Origin of the sequence: Rothia sp. CCM 9417 (genome assembly GCF_048513575.1) — a bacterium.
Lineage (GTDB): Bacteria > Actinomycetota > Actinomycetes > Actinomycetales > Micrococcaceae > Rothia.
Genome location: NZ_JBLXXT010000002.1, coordinates 201,751 through 219,180 on the forward strand (window position 1 = coordinate 201,751; position 17,430 = coordinate 219,180).

General features: G+C 55.8%; 14 protein-coding genes. 12 read left to right on the plus strand and 2 right to left on the minus strand.

Going from position 1 to position 17,430, the window contains the following annotated elements:
• The first annotated feature begins 17 nt into the window (after nt 1-17).
• The 5 genes from ruvB (at nt 18) to ACN082_RS04435 (ending at nt 6,968) form a co-directional block, all read left to right on the plus strand.
• Nucleotides 18-1,055 (plus strand): Holliday junction branch migration DNA helicase RuvB, encoded by a 1,038-nt coding sequence (gene ruvB / locus ACN082_RS04415; RefSeq protein WP_419099631.1) that lies wholly within the window; start codon nt 18-20, stop codon nt 1,053-1,055.
• A 107-nt stretch (nt 1,056-1,162) separates the two neighbouring features.
• Nucleotides 1,163-1,513, plus strand: a complete 351-nt coding sequence (locus ACN082_RS04420; RefSeq protein WP_419099632.1) for a preprotein translocase subunit YajC — start codon at nt 1,163-1,165, stop codon at nt 1,511-1,513.
• 89 nt (nt 1,514-1,602) lie between these two features.
• On the plus strand, nt 1,603-3,324 hold the full coding sequence (gene secD, locus ACN082_RS04425; RefSeq protein WP_419099633.1) for a protein translocase subunit SecD: 1,722 nt from the start codon (nt 1,603-1,605) through the stop codon (nt 3,322-3,324).
• Complete coding sequence (gene secF / locus ACN082_RS04430; protein WP_419099634.1) at nt 3,317-4,384, plus strand: protein translocase subunit SecF; 1,068 nt, start codon at nt 3,317-3,319, stop codon at nt 4,382-4,384. The genes secD and secF overlap by 8 nt, the downstream gene beginning before the upstream one ends.
• 196 nt (nt 4,385-4,580) lie before the next feature.
• Complete coding sequence (locus ACN082_RS04435) at nt 4,581-6,968, plus strand: RelA/SpoT family protein (protein WP_419099635.1); 2,388 nt, start codon at nt 4,581-4,583, stop codon at nt 6,966-6,968.
• A gap of 25 nt (nt 6,969-6,993) precedes the next feature.
• Here ACN082_RS04435 and ACN082_RS04440 read toward each other — a convergent pair whose 3' ends face one another.
• Nucleotides 6,994-7,800, minus strand: a complete 807-nt coding sequence (locus tag ACN082_RS04440; protein WP_419099636.1) for a type IV toxin-antitoxin system AbiEi family antitoxin — start codon at nt 7,798-7,800, stop codon at nt 6,994-6,996.
• Nucleotides 7,801-7,953: 153 nt separating this feature from the next.
• The gene (locus ACN082_RS04445) at nt 7,954-9,243 is read right to left on the minus strand and encodes a DUF349 domain-containing protein (RefSeq protein ID WP_419099637.1); all 1,290 of its coding nucleotides are present in this window, start codon (nt 9,241-9,243) and stop codon (nt 7,954-7,956) included.
• Between the two features lie 339 nt (nt 9,244-9,582).
• Here ACN082_RS04445 and hisS point away from each other — a divergent pair, with 339 nt between their 5' ends.
• The 7 genes from hisS to ACN082_RS04480 all read left to right on the plus strand — a co-directional run bounded on the left by hisS (nt 9,583) and on the right by ACN082_RS04480 (nt 17,413).
• Nucleotides 9,583-10,941 (plus strand): histidine--tRNA ligase, encoded by a 1,359-nt coding sequence (gene hisS / locus ACN082_RS04450; protein WP_419099638.1) that lies wholly within the window; start codon nt 9,583-9,585, stop codon nt 10,939-10,941.
• Nucleotides 10,942-11,086: 145 nt separating this feature from the next.
• Nucleotides 11,087-12,859 carry an aspartate--tRNA ligase gene (gene aspS, locus ACN082_RS04455; protein WP_419099639.1) on the plus strand — a complete coding sequence of 591 codons (1,773 nt, stop codon included), beginning with the start codon at nt 11,087-11,089 and terminating at the stop codon, nt 12,857-12,859.
• 631 nt (nt 12,860-13,490) lie between these two features.
• A complete protein-coding gene (gene dtd / locus ACN082_RS04460) occupies nt 13,491-13,925 on the plus strand; it encodes a D-aminoacyl-tRNA deacylase (RefSeq protein ID WP_419099640.1) in 435 nt (144 codons plus the stop codon).
• A 9-nt stretch (nt 13,926-13,934) separates the two neighbouring features.
• The gene (locus tag ACN082_RS04465; RefSeq protein WP_419099641.1) at nt 13,935-15,353 is read left to right on the plus strand and encodes a replication-associated recombination protein A; all 1,419 of its coding nucleotides are present in this window, start codon (nt 13,935-13,937) and stop codon (nt 15,351-15,353) included.
• Between the two features lie 327 nt (nt 15,354-15,680).
• Complete coding sequence (gene rpsD, locus ACN082_RS04470; RefSeq protein WP_419099642.1) at nt 15,681-16,313, plus strand: 30S ribosomal protein S4; 633 nt, start codon at nt 15,681-15,683, stop codon at nt 16,311-16,313.
• Between the two features lie 246 nt (nt 16,314-16,559).
• The gene (locus ACN082_RS04475) at nt 16,560-16,967 is read left to right on the plus strand and encodes a DUF948 domain-containing protein (protein ID WP_419099643.1); all 408 of its coding nucleotides are present in this window, start codon (nt 16,560-16,562) and stop codon (nt 16,965-16,967) included.
• Nucleotides 16,964-17,413 carry a peptide chain release factor 4 gene (locus ACN082_RS04480; RefSeq protein WP_419099644.1) on the plus strand — a complete coding sequence of 150 codons (450 nt, stop codon included), beginning with the start codon at nt 16,964-16,966 and terminating at the stop codon, nt 17,411-17,413. Before ACN082_RS04475 ends, ACN082_RS04480 begins: the two co-directional genes overlap by 4 nt.
• Nucleotides 17,414-17,430: the final 17 nt, after the last annotated feature.

Below are 17,430 nucleotides of genomic sequence, written 5' to 3' on the forward strand. Positions count from 1 at the left end.
AAGAAGCCAGAAAAAGCATGAGTCAATTTCCCAACGCAGACGGGCCTGCCCCCGGAGGCCGCCTGGTCTCTATGGACGAAGAACCAGAAGAGAAGATGATTGAGGCCGCCCTGCGCCCCAAATCACTTGATGATTTTGTGGGTCAGCACCGGGTGCGTCAACAGCTTTCGCTCGTTCTGGAAGCCTCAAAATTGCGTGGCCGCTCAGCAGACCATGTCTTGCTCTCTGGCCCTCCCGGTTTGGGTAAGACAACACTGGCTATGATTATTGCAGCTGAGATGGATGCCCCGCTCAGAATTACCAGCGGCCCGGCTATACAACATTCGGGTGATCTGGCTGCTATTCTTTCGTCCCTGACTCCCGGTGAAGTTCTCTTCTTGGATGAAATTCACCGTATGAGTAGGCCCGCTGAGGAAATGCTCTATATGGCTATGGAAGATTTTAGGGTCGATATTGTGGTGGGAAAGGGCGCTGGCGCTACCTCTATCCCGCTTGAGTTGCCGCCCTTTACCCTGGTGGGGGCTACCACGCGCGCTGGTCTACTACCCGGTCCGCTCCGTGACCGTTTTGGGTTCACCGGTCACCTTGAGTTCTACTCTGTTGCTGAGCTGGAAAGCGTTATCCGACGGTCAGCAGGGCTCATGGAGCTCAATATTTCTTCCGAGGGCTTTGCCGAAATTGCTGGCCGTTCACGCGGTACACCCCGTATCGCTAACCGTCTCTTGCGTCGAGTGCGGGACTGGGCTCTGGTTCACGGCATCCAGCGCATCGACGCTGCCGCAGCAGCTACCGCCCTCAATATGTATGAGGTCGATGAGCGTGGCCTTGACCGGCTCGATCGGGCTGTTCTGACAGCGCTGATAACCAAATTCGGTGGTGGCCCGGTGGGGCTTTCCACCCTGGCAATTGCAGTAGGTGAAGAAACCGAAACCGTGGAAACCGTTGCTGAACCCTATCTTGTGCGAGAAGGCCTCATAGGTCGGACCCCCAGGGGGCGTGTGGCACTACCGCTTGCTTGGGAACACCTGGGCCTGGAGCCTCCTGAACTTCCCTAGTGACGAAAATAGGGAGTGCTGGCCCTGTCGTTGGGTCCTAACTCAGCTTTCTGGCATAGAATAGGAATTTAGTTTCTTGACCCTATCCCAAAGATAAGAGGACACCAGTGGAAAGCGGTTCACCCCTGTTTATGTTCCTGCTCCTTGGCCTGATGATGATTATTCTTATCGTGCTTCCGGCCCGCCGAGCTAAAAAGGCTCAGCAACAGCTTAAAGAGCGGCAGGAAACCATGGTTCCCGGCACTAAGGTAATGACCAATTTCGGTCTTTTTGGCACCCTTGATTCCCTGGATCGTGAGCAAAACGTTGCTTACCTGGAAATCGCTCCCGGCACCGTCGTTAAAGTTCACCTGATGACTGTAACGACCATTGAGGAGAGCAACAAGCCCACCGAGGAATCAGCAGCGCAAACCAAACCCACACTTGAGGGTCAGGTTGCCGATGACCCGGCCAACTAACTAATCACACTTCAAAGGTGCGCCATCTGTCCACGGTGGTGCGCCTTTTCACCTTCCAGTCACCATTTTGTAGAAAAGAAGAGGCATTCATGGCTAAGACAGCCACCGTAGCCAAGGCTAGGGGAGCACTTGCTTCCATGGCGCTTGTCTTGCTTATCGTTGCCGGTGGTATTTTCAGCACCACATCATCGGGCGGTAGCTGGTTACCTAAACTTGCACTTGATCTGTCCGGCGGCACCCAGCTTATTTTGGCACCCCAGGTTAATGACGCTGAGGGCGGTACCATTACGTCGGAACAGCTTGATCAGGCCGTTGAGATTATCCGCCAGCGTGTGGATGGTTCAGGTGTTGCTGAAGCCGAGATTACCACCCAGTCAGGGCAGAATGTTGTGGTATCCGTTCCCGGAACCCTGAGCTCGGAGACACGCAACCTGATACAGACATCAGCCCAGATGAGCTTCCGTGCGGTCATCAGCGCAGGACCAGCGGAAGCTGTTGCCGCTGATAAGGCTCTTGCAGAAGATGCCCTGCCCAAGCCCACGGCTGAACCTGCTGATGGCTCGGATACTAATTGGGTAACTTCTGAACTTTGGCGGCAGTATGAGGCTCTGGACTGCACCCTCCCGGCTCATGTTGATACTTCCGCTCAGGATCCCCGGGCGGCTATTGTTGCCTGTTCTACCGATGGGACAGAGAAATATATTCTGGGTCCCATCGAAATTAACGGTACCGATATTGAGACCGCTAGCTATTCGCCGGTCACAAACTCCACCGGAATCTCGACCGGTCAATGGGGGGTAAACATTGTCTTTGACCCCGCTGCTACCGAAACTTTTAAGAACGTCACCACCCGCCTGAATGCTATTCGCGGTGCCAACCCTTCTGATGCACGGGCACGGTTCGCAATTATGCTTGACGGGCAGGTTCTGTCCTCACCTGTAACCCAGGCCGTGATCTCTGATGGTAAGCCGCAGATTACCGGTAACTTCACTGAGGAAACTGCAAAGAACCTTGCTGAACAGCTTAAATATGGGGCGCTGCCCATCAGCTTCACCATTCAGTCGGAGCAGCAGATTTCGGCTACCCTGGGTGCTGAACAACTCAAGATGGGTCTGATCGCCGGCCTGATCGGCCTGCTCTTGGTTTTTGTCTATTCGCTTTTCCAGTACCGTCTGGTTGGCCTAGTCAATATCACCTCAATCTTGGTGGCGGGTTTACTGTCCTACGGTGTTATCGTTCTGCTGGGTTACGTGATGAATTACCGCCTCTCCTTGGCAGGTGTAGCCGGTCTGATCGTATCTATTGGCCTGATGGCTGACTCTTTCATCGTTTACTTTGAGCGTATCCGCGATGAGATTCGGACGGGTCGAACGATCCCAGCGGCCATTGATCATGGCTGGCACAGGGCGAAACGGACGATTATGGCTTCTAAGGCGGTCAACCTCCTTGCCGCTGTGGTTCTCTACTTCGCGTCAGTGGGTAACGTGCGAGGCTTTGCCTTTACCCTCGGTCTTACCGCCGTTTCGGACCTGATCATCACTTTCCTCTTTATCCACCCGGTGATGGTTCTGCTGGGGCGTAAGGACTACTTTGCTAGGGGCGGGCGTTTCTCGGGCATGGACCCTGTGGCTCTGGGCTCAACTCCGCTTTACCGTGGTGCCGGACGCGTCCGTACCGTCCAGGAAAACCAAGAACGTCTCAGCCTAGCTGAGCGCAAGCGACTCGAACGCTTGGCCGCTGAAAAGCAGGAACAGGAAAACACTTCGGAAGAAGCAGAGTCGCCCAAGAACGAGGAGGCCAATCGTGGCTAATGTACTGGCTCAGTTTGGCAATGATCTTCACTCAGGTCGCCGGTCGTTCGGCTTTGTAGCTCTGCGTAAGCGCTTACTGACCATAGCTCTTTTGATGACTGTAGCGGCCGCTCTCGTCCCGTTTATCCGTGGCGGTTTTAACCTGGGTATCGAGTTCCGGGGCGGTTCTGAATTTACTGTCTCCCAAACCCAGAACACCGATATTGCTGTAGGTGAGCAGGCTATCGCCCAGGCCGCCCCCGAAGCTAGTGATGTGCGCGTTACCAACATTGCCGATGGCACTATTCGCGCTCAGATGGGTGAGCTCACCGACGACGAAACTTTAGCAGTTGGCCAGGCTCTGCAAAAAGCCTACGGTGTAGGTAGTGACAAGGTGACCTCATCGTTTGTGGGCCCCACCTGGGGTGAGGGCGTTACCAGGCAGGCCCTTGTGGGTCTGGCATGGTTCATTGGATTGGTCATGGTAGGTATGGCTCTCTATTTCCGTACTTGGAAGATGTCCCTATCGGCTATTGCGGGTTTGCTCTTTACCATCATTACCTCTGTTGGCCTCTACGCTTTGATTGGGTTCGAGATCACTCCGAGTGCAATCATTGGCTTCTTGACCGTTTTGAGCTACTCGCTGTATGACACGGTAGTGGTTTTCGACAAGATTCGTGAGAATACCGCTAACCTTGATCAAGGCCAGGACACAACCTTTGGCGAGCAGCTCAACCTTGCTGTCAACCAAACTCTGGTTCGTTCTATCAATACCTCCATCGTGGGTATCCTGCCGGTGGGCTCGATTCTCTTTATCGGTGCGCTCCTTCTAGGCGCTGGTACCCTGAAGGATTTGTCCTTGGCACTCTTTATCGGCATTATCGTCGGTACCGCCGGAACGCTCTTTGTGGCAGCCCCAGCCTACGCCGCTCTGCGGTTGCGCGAGAAGTCAGTCAAGGAGCACGATGCCTTGGTTGCCAAGGTAGGCGCTGGTGAGATTACGCAGCAAGAGGAGAATGCCCAGGCTGCAGAAGAAGTAGACCCTGTACTGATCTCTGTTCAGCACATTAATCTCAAGTAGCTCAGGGGGCAGAGCAGTAAACTTGGCTAGGGGTCGGGTAGATGTATTTCTACCCGACCCCACTGTCTTAACAGATAAAATAGTTTGACCGACTACCTACCTGCGGAACATGAGCGTCCTTGGCCACATTAGGCCCAGCTTTTCAACTAAAATAGACCCACACACGCAGAATAAAGTTTTAAGGGGAGTGTTCCATATGAGCCGGTCTGAAGAAGGTAGCCAAAAGGTACCCGCAGGGCACGCTAAGAAACCTGTTCGCGGCTCCCATCGTGTGATGTCTGCCTCGGGTCGCGTTCCCACCCGTCTTGTCTTTGGGAGCGATAGAGTTCACGGCCCCGAGAATGCCCCGCGTTTCTCGCCGGTGCTTGCACCTGTAATTCGTACCGTTAAGAAAAATCACCCGGAGGAGGACCTTGAGGTACTCCAACGGGCTTTCCAGGTCGCTAACCATTACCATCGCGGGCAGAAACGTAAGAGCGGTGATCCCTATATCACTCACCCCGTTGCCGTCACCACCATTCTGGCTGAGATCGGTGCAACCGGGCCGGTACTCGTAGCAGGCTTGCTACACGATACTGTTGAGGACACCGAATATACGCACCAACAACTGACAGAGGACTTTGGCGAAGAGGTAGCCTACCTGGTTGACGGTGTCACGAAACTCGATAAGGTTTCCTACGGTGAGAACGCCCCGATTGAAACAATCCGCAAATTGGTGCTTTCCATGAGCAAGGATATTCGCGTTCTGCTCATCAAGCTGGCAGATCGGCTGCACAACGCCAGAACCTGGCGCTTTGTCTCTAGCGCATCAGCCGCCAAAAAAGCTGAAGAGACATTGCAAATCTACGCTCCCTTGGCCCACCGGCTCGGCCTGAACACCATCAAATGGGAGCTCGAAGACCTGTCTTTTGCGGCCATGAGCCCGGATATTTACAGCGAAATTGTTCGTATGGTGGGGGAGCGAACCCCCAAGCTCGAAAAATATCTGGTCCAAGCCCGTATCACTATCGAAGACCGGCTCAAGCAGGTTGGCATTGAGGCTACCGTCACAGGCCGCCCCAAGCACTACTACTCCATTCATCAGAAGATGAAGACCAAGGGCAAGAGCTTCGACGAGATTAACGATATCTTGGCCGTTCGCGTGATGGTTGAGTCTGTGGACGAGTGCTACACGGCGCTGGGGCACGTTATGTCGCTGTGGACAGCTGTGCCGGGCCGTTTCAAGGATTACATTAAGCAGCCCAAGCACAACCACTACCAGTCTTTGCATATGACGGTAAACGGTCCTGGTGATCTGCCTCTTGAAATCCAGATCCGTACCTTTAAGATGCACGAGGAGGCCGAGTACGGTGTAGCGGCCCACTGGCGTTATAAGGCCGCATCACGCGGTGAGAAGATTGACGCACAGTCCCACCCCAAGGAAGCCGGGAGCAACACCGCGGCTTTCAGCATCGGTATTCTTCAAAGCATCTCCGAGATCTCTAGCTCCAACCCGGAATCTGCACAGTTCTATGAACAGCTAGCCGAGACTCTGGAAACCGACGAGATTGTTGTTCTGACTCCGAAGGGCAAGCCAATTAGCTTACCCTCAGGTTCCACCCCCGTTGATTTTGCCTATGCCATCCACACTGAGGTGGGCGACCGTACCATTGGCGCTAAGGTCAACGGTAAGCTGGTACCCTTGCACACCCAGCTTGAGACGGCATCATCGGTGGAAATTATGACCACCAAGGACGAGAATCACCAGCCCAGTGAAGACTGGCTCAAGTTCGTCCGTACCAGCAAGGCCCGCACCAAAATCCGCCAGCACTACGCTAAGGGCCGCCGTCTGGAGGCGGTGAACCGGGGCCGGGAGCGCCTTATCCGCGCCATGCGTCAGCATGAGCTACCGCTGACGAAGATGATGACCCCGGAGCTGATGCTGCAGGTAGCCCAGGACCTACACAAGCATGACCTTGCAACCCTCTACCACTCAGTGGGCGAGGGAGAAGTCGAAACCCAGGCTGTTATTACCTCGCTGGTTGGCCTCTACTACGGTGAAGAGGAAACCCACCAGGCGGTTGAGCCGGGCAGCTTTGATACTTCACTGGTCACTGAACGTAGATCGGTTGGTGACGACAATGGTGTAGTGGTACCGGGTGCTGAGGGCATTTTGACCAAAATTGCCCGCTGTTGCACACCGGTTCCGCCCGATGAAATCATCGGTATCGTGACCCGACTCCACGGTATTTCTGTTCACCGGGTAGACTGCCCGAATGTCCTGAGCCAGCAGGATGATCCCCGACAAACGGCGGTTGAGTGGGCGGCTAATGGTAACTCGGTGTACCGCGTATCTATTCAGGTTGAGGGCATTGACCGTAAGGCTCTACTGTCTGACACTATCCGAGTTATCTCCGAGGCCGGGTGCAACATTGTAGACGCCAAGGTTCACACCAGTGACGACCGCTTTGTGGTTAACCGCTACACGGTGGAACTGGCTGATCGTTTTATGCTTGAGCATCTGCTTAACCAGATTCGTAATGTTCACGGCATTTTCAGGGCCTATCGTCTTACCGGCTCCCGCCCCGTTCAAGAGGGAAACTAGGGTTCCTGCACGGGGGCTACCTGCTCTAGGTTTGCCAGCTGGACTTGCCTGCTATTCGGGGGTAAGAGCGATTAGGCTCATCCTGCCTGCTTGTACCTCCCTTGAGGCACTGCTGGGCCAGGTGTTGGGCTCTTAGATAGCTACTGCGGCGCAGGTTTGGCTTGTCGGCCAAGGCCTTAAGGAAAAGCTGAGGGCTTACGGTGTTTTGCGGGTCCCGAAGAATAGCCCTTACCGCGCCCAGGTGCTCCACTTGGTCGTGGTAGCTGACCAGGTCTACCGCTGTGCGCAGTGGGCTAGTAACACGGATAGGCCCGATTGTTATGCAGTCATAGGGGATGACGGTGGTCTGGTGGGCAGCAAAACGGGCTCGGTAGGCCCGGGGCAGATTGCACCGGTTATCTCTGCTGTAGTCGATGTCTATGCGCCCTGACGGAAACTGGGGTGTGTACCCCAGCACCCAGGCCGCACTTAACCGTGAAAAACGGATTCGGTACAGGTAGTCTGCTGGTGCCACGGCGGCCAGGCTTTCAGCCCGGAGCGCCCGAGTGACCGGTTGGTCAGGGCTAACCCAGATGTCATGGTGCAGGTTGATGAGGCCTTGTTCTTGCCGATATTTCTGCCATTCCGGTGTACTTAGCCCGAGTCTTTCGGCAGTGATCAGGTAGCCGCTCTCGTCCACCGAGATCTTTGTGCTGGGTAGGCCAGGGCTAGAGCTCCGTGTGGGTAAAAACTCAGCACTGTGTGCTAAACAGTCAATCGCCGATTGGGGGCGGTTCTTACCCGGAGCCACTGGGAGGGGCAGTTCTTCAAGAATGTTGAGCCGATGTGTCATGGCACAGTTTTATCAGCTGGGAGCTGGCCCCAACAGGGGTCTACATAATTCTGTGGATAAAACAGGCAAAATCCACAGAAAAGTCCCCGTCTACAGGTGGGTAGACGGGGACCTCACGTCACATGATGCAGGGTAAAACAACCTATGCGCTTTTTAGGCACCGAACTCAGCAGATGAAGCCCTCAGAGTTTCTAGCCACTGCTTGCGAGCATCCAAAGCGGCCTGCGCCTTTTTAATATTCTGGGTGTTACCGGTTGCTTCAGCCTTGGCCAGGTCGGCTTCAAGGCCGGCAATGGTATCTTCGAGCTGGGTCAGCATGGAGTTGGCACGGGCCTGCTTCTCGGGGTCAGTCTTCTGCCACTTGGCGTTCTCAGCACGGTGAATTTCGTCCTGGATCTTACGCAGTTCCTGCTCAACACGGCGAACCGAGTTGCGGGGGACACGGCCAATCTGCTCCCAGCGGTCAAGAATTCCTTGGAGGGCTTTCTTGGCAGAAGGCAGGTCGGTGACAGGAAGAATGGTGCCTGCCTCTTCCAGCAATGCTTCCTTGGCCTGCAGGTTAGCTTCAAACTCCTTATCAAGCTCAGCGTTAACCGCTGTGCGTGCATCGAAGAAGATATCCTGAGCCGCACGGAAACGGGCCCAGAGAGCATCATCTTCCTTGCGGGTACCGCGGGGAGCTGCCTTCCACTGGTCCATGAGGTCACGGTACTTAGCAGCAGTAGCGGCCCAGTCGGTGGAGGTTGAAAGTGCCTCAGCTTGAGCGATGAGAGCTTCCTTAACCCGCTTGGCCTTGGCATTGACCTCATCGAGCTGGGAGAAGTGGGCGCGGCGGCGACGGTCAAAGGTGGTGCGGGCGGCGCGGAAACGCTTCCACAGCTCATCTTCAACGGCTTTTGCCAGGTGGTGTTCACGCTGGGTCTGCTTCCAGGCATCGAACAACTCGTTCATACGGGCGTGGGAGTTCTTCCAGTGAATCTTGGAATCGTCCTGGTCAGCGATAGCTTCGGCTTCTGACACGATAGCTTCACGGGCAGCTAGAGCGGCTTCGCGGGCTTCAGCGGCTTCTACTTTTTCGGCTTCTTCGCGCTCATTAATTCTGCCAACGAGAAGGACAAGGCGTTCCTGCAGGGCGGCGTAGTCACCTACCATGTTGCGGGCAGCAACCTGCTGGCCCAGGTGGGCAGCAGCCTTCTGCAAATCAGCGGCCTTAGCTTTGCGCTCAACGCGGTCTTCAAGCAGAGCAACCTGTGCTTCAAAGTTTTCAAATTTGCGAGCAAAGTAGGCGAGTGCCTCGTCGGCTGAAGCGCCGGGTACCTGGCCAACAGCAAATTCTTCGCCATCTACGATGACGAAAACGTGACCGTCTTCATCTACGCGGCCAAACTGGCGGGCCTTTTCAAGGTCAACAGGGAGGTTAGTGTCGTCGGATTGTGTAGTCACCGCTATAACTCTTTTCGCGTCAATAGTGTGGGCTCAGCGCCCGTCAGGTAATGAAAAGCGCACCAAAGCCGGGGCGAATCGATAGGGCCGGTTGTCGCGCAGGTAAACCTGCCAAAGACAATAATCTATCGGGCACAGCTGGTGCATAGACAAGCATAGCGTGTTTAAGCGGGTTTGTGGTGATGCCTGACCCATGACCTTGCTTCTGATCACCATTAGGCACGAGTTAGCGGTGATCTACTCTGTGATTAGCTGTCCGGCGGTAGCGGCAGTTAGTATGGAATGGATTGTGCTTTTATGAGCACCCAAAGAACTAATGTACCGATATGAGGGGAGCGCATGGCTCGCAAACAATCACTTTCTGGATTCCCGGAGCACCTACCCGAGGAACGTCTAGTAGAGAACTATGTTCTCGATACCCTACGCGAGACTTTTGAGCTTCACGGTTTTTCGTCGATTGAGACCCGCTCTGTAGAGACTATCGAACAGCTCCTGCGCAAGGGAGATATCGATAAGGAGGTCTATGCCGTTTCACGTCTCTCAGACGATGAGGACCAGACCCGCTCCGGCACAAAAGAAAAGCTTGCCCTACACTTCGACCTGACCGTTCCCTTTGCTCGCTACGTGGTGGAGAACGCTGGTTACCTTAACTTCCCCTTTATGCGCTACCAGATTCAGAAAGTCTGGCGTGGTGAGCGCCCCCAGGAGGGCCGCGCGCGTGAGTTCACTCAAGCCGACGTCGATGTTGTGGGCGATGGTGCTCTACCTTTCCGCTATGACGTTGAGCTGGCTCTCGTCATTGTTGATGCACTTTCTAAGCTCCCTATCCCAGAGTTCAAACTACGGGTCAACAACCGTAAGCTCTCCGAGGGGTTCTACCGTGGAATCGGCCTGACCGATACCGCTGGTGTTCTGCGCAATATCGACAAGCTCGAAAAGATTGGTGCCGAGGCTGTTGCCCAGCTCCTGAAAGACGAGTTGGGAGCTAGCCATGAGCAGGCCCAGGCCGCCCTCGCTCTGGCCTCTATCCGCGCCGAAGATACCGGTTTTGTGGAGCAGGTCCGTGCTCTGGGTGTAACCGATCCTCTCATGGAGGAAGGCCTTGCTGAGCTCACAGAGGTCATTGGCGAAGCGGCAAAGCGTGCCCCCGGTCGTGTTGTCGCTGACCTCTCTATTGCGCGCGGTTTGGACTACTACACCGGTACCGTCTACGAAACCGTGCTGGTGGGCCATGAACAGCTCGGATCCATCTGCTCCGGCGGGCGCTACGAGTCCTTAGCTTCAAACGGTAAGAAGACCTACCCCGGTGTGGGCCTGTCAATCGGTGTAACCCGCCTGGTTGCCCGCATTCTTTCACAGGGGTTCGCTGCCCCTAGCCGCAAGGTACCTTCGGCTGTGCTTATTGCCCTGACCAACGATCAGATGTGGTCAGATGCCCAGGACCTTGCAGATGCTCTCCGCGGACGCGGAATTGCCTGCGAGGTTTCAGCTACCGCCGCCAAATTCGGTAAGCAGATCAAATACGCTCAAAAGCGGGGAATCCCCTTTGTTTGGTTCACCTCACAGGGTGAGGACGGCCAGCTCAAGCACGAGGTCAAAGACATCCGCTCCGGTGAGCAGGTAACCGCTGATCCCGCTCTGTGGACTCCCTCCCAAGAGGATCTGCGGGTGCGCGTTCTGCCCTCAGGCCAAGAGTAAAACCCGGGTCTGCTGTCTCTGCCACCGGCTCCCCTTAACCAGGGGAGCACCCCTAAGTCACATCAAGCTACCGGTGCCCACCGCACCAAAAAACGGTAAAATCGGTTTCAAACTGGCCTTACCGTGCCCCATCGAAAGGAAATCAGTGCTACGCACTCACACCCTTGGCGAACTGACCGCTAAGAACATCGGAGAAACCGTTACCCTCACAGGTTGGGTGGCCCGCCGCCGCGACCACGGCGGGGTAGCTTTCGTTGACCTGCGCGACCGCGAGGGCCTTACCCAGGTGGTCTTCCACAACGAAGCTGACTTTGAACACCTGCGCAACGAATACGTCCTGCAGGTTATGGGAGAGGTTACCCGCCGCCCCGAGGGCAACGAGAACCCCAACCTGACCAGCGGTGAAATCGAGGTCATGGTCAAGGAAACCAAGGTTCTGAACACCTCAGCGCCTTTGCCTTTCCAGATTGATGAGCACGTTGAGGTCGGTGAAGAAGCCCGCCTCAAGTACCGCTACCTTGACCTGCGCCGCCCAGAGCCTGCCCGCCTGATGCGGCTGCGCTCTGAGGCTAACCGTGCCGCTCGCGAAGTTTTGCAGGAGCAGAAGTTCACCGAGGTCGAGACCCCCACCCTGACCCGTTCAACCCCCGAAGGTGCCCGCGATTTCCTGGTTCCTGCTCGCCTTGCACCCGGCTCCTGGTATGCCCTGCCCCAGTCACCCCAGCTCTTCAAACAGCTCCTACAGGTCGGTGGTATCGAGAAGTACTACCAGCTTGCTCGTTGCTACCGCGACGAAGACTTCCGTGCTGACCGCCAGCCCGAGTTCACTCAGCTGGATATCGAGGCATCCTTCGTTGACCAGGAAGACATCATCGACCTGGGTGAGCGCATCGTAGAAGCTGTCTGGAACCTAATTGACGTTAAGGTGCCCCGCCCCATCGAGCGCATCACCTACAAAGACGCTATGGAGAAGTACGGTTCAGATAAGCCCGACCTGCGTTTTGGCCTTGAACTGACCGAACTGACCGACTACTTCAAGGACACCACTTTCCGCGTCTTCAAGGCACCCTATGTTGGTGCTGTTGTCATGCCTGGTGGCGCCTCCCAGGCACGCCGCACCCTCGATGCCTGGCAGGAATGGGCTAAGCAGCGCGGCGCCAAGGGCCTGGCCTACGTCCTGATTCAGGAAGACGGCGAACTGACCGGCCCCGTTGCCAAGAACATCACCGAGGCTGAGCGTGCAGGCCTGGCCGAAGCTACCGGTGCCAAGCCCGGTGACTGTATCTTTTTTGCTGCTGGTGAAGCCAAGGCTTCCCGCGCCCTGCTGGGTGCCGCCCGTGTAGAAATCGGCCACCGTACCGGCCTGATTAAGGACGGCGACTGGTCTTTCGTCTGGGTTGTTGACGCACCCCTGTTTGAGTCAGCAGCGGATGCAACCGCTTCCGGTGACGTTGCCCTGGGCAACTCAGCATGGACCGCTGTGCACCACGCTTTTACCTCCCCTAAGCCTGAGTTCATCGATACCTTCGACGAGAACCCCGGTGATGCTCTGGCCTACGCCTACGACATCGTCTGCAACGGCAACGAAATTGGTGGCGGTTCAATCCGCATCCACCAGCGTGACGTGCAGGAACGTGTTTTCAAGGTCATGGGTATCTCGGAAGAAGAGGCCCAGGAGAAGTTTGGCTTCCTACTCGAGGCTTTCAGCTTTGGGGCACCCCCTATGGGCGGTATCGCTTTTGGCTGGGACCGTGTTCTCCAGTTGATTGGTGGCACCGACTCAATCCGCGACGTTATCGCCTTCCCCAAGACCGGTGGCGGCTACGACCCCCTGACTGCGGCTCCCGCTCCCATCACTGCCCAGCAGCGCAAGGAAGCCGGCGTTGACTTCAAGCCCAAGAAAGACGACGAGAAGTAGTCTTAGCCAAAAACTCACGAACGGCCCTTGTACCTGGATAGGTATAAGGGCCGGTTCTCTTTAAAGATTAGGTTTGGCCTGTATTTTGCTGGCTGTTAGGGTGAGGCCTATAAACCGTTCCATACTGCTTGCTGGCTGTGCTCTCCTTGTAGCACTCGTAGTCTGCTTTTTGCTCTTAAGCTTGCCGCCTGGAGGAGGTATCGGAGAGTCTTGGTCATTCTTGAAGCCTACGAAGAGGAACTAACCTCAGAGCACAGAGAACTAGATGCTGAGGACCGAGAACCAAGCTCGGCAGCATTAGAACCTTCAGAGCAGAACAACCCGCCAATAGTTGGCGAAAGATTGCCAACCATGGATAATAGGGACAAAGAGAGGGGAAGCTGATGACAACTATCCAGGCTCTTGTTGCACCTTAGCCCAACAGGAAGATATCAAGCGGCGGAAAGTCCATAATGACCGGGTGCTTAAAATTATTAAAGAAATCGAAGCTAACCTTAAAGAAACCAGTTCTTCACCCAAAAACGCTTTTGGGATAAATAGATTTTTTATTGGGAGCTGAGGGCAAGTAATTCTGGCCAGGTTAGCTAAAACAAGATAGGTGTGCGGGCCACTAAATCTACAAGGAGAAAACATGCGCGTAGTCCTCCAAAGGGTGAGCTCCGCATCAGTTACTGTCGAGGAGCAGACGGTAGGCGCTATCCGTCAGACTGGCCTGCTAGCCCTTGTAGGTATAACGCACAGTGACGGCCCGGGGCAGGTTCAAAAACTTGCAGAAAAAACGGCCAACCTGCGCCTGCTGGAGGGCCAACAATCGGTGCTCGATGTCGGCGCACCGGTACTCGCAGTCAGCCAATTTACTCTCTACGGCGATGCTAAGAAGGGCCGCCGCCCCTCCTGGTCGCAGGCCGCCCCACGCCCTGTGAGCCAGCCGCTATTTGATTCCTATGTCCAGGCGCTCCGCGATATGGGGCTGACCGTAGAAACCGGAACATTCGGTGCTCAGATGCAGGTCGAGCTGACCAATGACGGGCCGGTGACCCTTATTCTCGATAGCGACCACCTTTAAGACAGCACCATGGATCCATCACTCTTTTACCTTGACGATACGCAGGACAACGGCGATGACCGGTCGGTTAAACGCACCCGTGAACGTGCCCCGCTGGCTGTTCGTATGCGACCGCGAACTCTTGACGAGGTCGTGGGCCAGAAACACCTATTGAAGCCTGGCTCGCCTCTGCGGCTCCTTGCGGGTGAGCAGGGTGGCCCCGCTGGCCCGTCCTCTCTCATTCTGTGGGGACCACCCGGGACAGGCAAAACAACACTTGCTAACGTAATTGCTGGTAGCGCTGGTCGAAAGTTTGTTGAGCTTTCGGCTATTACAGCAGGGGTTAAAGACGTCCGTTCGGTCATGGAGCAGGCGCTCGAAGACCGTGATTTTCGGGGGCTGACCACGGTACTCTTCCTGGATGAGATTCACCGCTTTAGCAAGGCCCAGCAGGATGCGCTGCTACCCGGTGTAGAAAACCGCTGGGTAGTTCTGGTGGCGGCAACAACCGAAAACCCATCATTTTCGGTGATCGCACCGCTTCTTTCCCGCTCGATTCTGCTCACCCTCCAAGGGCTGACAGACCACGACATTGCCCAACTTCTCAGTCGCGCCCTGACTGATCCGCGCGGCTTTGCCGGGGCTGTTTCCCTCCAAGAAGAAGCCGCCGACCACCTGGTGAAGCTAGCCGCCGGTGATGCTCGCAGAGCGCTCACCGCACTTGAGGCCGCAGCAGCTGTTGCTTTTGGGCAAGCCCATGCTGAGGGGCAGAACTACTCGGTCAATCAACCCCTGCCTATTACCCTGGAGCATGCCCAAGAAGCCCTCAACCAGTCGCTGGTACGCTACGACAAAAACGGTGACCAGCACTATGACGTCACCAGTGCCTTTATCAAGTCCATCCGAGGCTCCGATGTTGATGCTGCCCTTCACTACCTTGCCCGCATGATTGATGCTGGGGAGGACCCGCGATTTATCGCCCGCCGCCTCATTGTCCACGCCAGCGAAGATATCGGCATGGCCGACCCCACCGCCTTAACCAGTGCCGTCAATGCTGCCCAGGCAGTCCAACTGGTGGGCTTGCCCGAAGCCCGTATTAACCTAGCGCAGGCAACAATCCATCTTGCCACAGCTCCCAAATCAAACGCAGTCTACCGGGCTATTGACGATGCCCTGGCCGATGTCCGTTCCGGCAAAGCCGGACTTGTCCCTCTGCACCTACGCGATGGCCATTACCAGGGAGCTGCCGCGCTGGGGCACGGTAAAGGCTATATCTACCCACACGACCAGAAAAATGCTGTAGCCCGCCAGCAATACTCACCGGATACACTCCTTGGGGCGGTCTACTACCGGCCAACTGTTTTCGGGAATGAACAAGCCATGGGCGACCGGCTCAAAAGGCTCAAAGCCTTACGGACACCGCTACCCCGTAACAGTGCCAGAGACTGAGTTGCCCGATAGAGATCTGCCGATAGCCATCGGTAAGCCCGGAAACTATCTGTGTCAAAGAGCACTGCTTCATCTGCCGCAGGGGGCTGACAAGCTGCCGTAGCCAGCGGTAGGCTAATACATTGGCTGGCAGACTATCCAAAACGCAGTAAGGTGCCGCTTTTACGGTAGCCACTGATCACCGGATAGCTCGTAGTGATTAGAGTGCGGCTGCTCTACACTCTCCACCGCCCAAACCGTGGGCGGGTACTTGGAGGCCAGACCACCAGAACAATGGTGGAGTGCCCCACGCAGGGTTCCGCCAACCGCTAATGAAAAGGAAAAGCTGTGGCAAACCACAACCGTACCCGCCGTACCGTGCGCCAGTCCCGTGCCCTCGGCATTGCACTGACCCCCAAGGCAGAAAAGTACCTCGAGCGTCGTCCTTACGGCCCCGGCCAGCACGGCCGTAGCCGCAAGAAGGCTGACTCAAACTACGCTGTCCAGCTTCGTGAGAAGCAGCGTCTTCGCGCACAGTACAACATCCGTGAAGCTCAGATGCGTCGCGCCTACCTCGAAGCCAAGCGCATCGAAGGTCAGACCGGTAAGAACATGGTCGAGATTCTCGAAACCCGCCTGGACGCTCTCGTCCTGCGCTCAGGTTTCGCTCGCACCATCGCTCAGGCACGTCAGCTCGTTGTCCACCGCCACATCATGGTAGATGGCATCCGCGTTGACCGCCCCTCCTTCCGCGTCAAGCCCGGCCAGCTCATCCACGTTCACCCCAAGAGCGAGAAGATGGCACCTTTCCAGGTTGCAGCCACCGGCGCACACCAGGACGTTCTGCCCGACACTCCTGCTTACCTGAACGTTGAGATTGAGAAGCTCCACGCAAAGCTTGAGCGCGCCCCCAAGCGTGAAGAAATTCCCGTCACCTGCGAAGAGCAGCTGGTTGTTGAATACTACTCACGCCTGGCCTAAACCGCCTAGCTTGAACCGGCCCGCTTACCTGGCGCTATCTGGCGCTGGTGAGGCGGGCCGGCCTCATTTAATAACTAGACCGGAGTAGACCCATAGGCTCTTGATCTATCTCTCTGACAAGGTGTGATGCTCCCGACCGGCGAAACAGGGTAACTAAAATAGGTCAAGTCTTACTCTGTAAAGTAAGATTGTTACCAAATCGTGTTCTTTGACGCCGGCCCCTAGCCGGCAGAAAGCAGGTAATCCGTGAGTGGAGCCGACATTGCAGGCCTTATTGCCGCAGGCGTATTCGCCATCCTGGTTGCCCTGCTTGCTGTTCCTATCATTAAGCTCGGTAAGGTGTTTGACGAACTAACACGCACCATTCGCTCACTGAACGATGAGACAACCCCGCTGATTGGGGAAGTAACCAAAACCGTTGCCAGTACCAATGCACAGATTGAAAAAGTCGATGGTATTACCAGCAATGTTTCCGATGCCTCAGCCAATGTCTCGGCACTGTCATCATTGGTCACCTCAACGGTCGGACAGCCCCTCATTAAGGTCGCTGCTTTCTCCCACGGCGTCCGTAAAGCATTCAAGGGCGATGAAAACGCTCCTCAGAGCCGCCACCGTGCACCAGATAGCCCATCAGCAGGTGAGGACCTCTCATGAGTTTCCTCAAGAACCTTGTTCTGATTGCCGGGGGAGTAGCTACTGGCTACTTTGCCTCACGGGCTACTACAACCTCCCCAACAGGGAGCGAAGTAGAACTTAAGCAGTCGGCTCACTTGCAAAAGGCTCTCTCCGAAGGTAGCACTATGGCCCAGTTCTTTGATTCCAAGTACGGCGCACCCTTTAAGCACACGGCGCTCAAGGCGCTCAACTTTGCGGCCTCAGTCAAAGCCGGTATGAACGAAAAAGAAGCCGAGCTCAAAGAACGCTTTGACCGCCAGGCTCAGGATCCCCGACCAGGCTCATTGGATAACTGGCACACCGGAGATCAGGACAGGAAGCGCGGCGAGATTATTGATTCAGAGGCACTCCCAGAGCTTGAAACCGAAGCTAGGCTCCGCCGCGATGCCGCTCTGGGCAAAGATTTTTTCGAGTCAACGAACTAAAAAGTTTTAACATACAC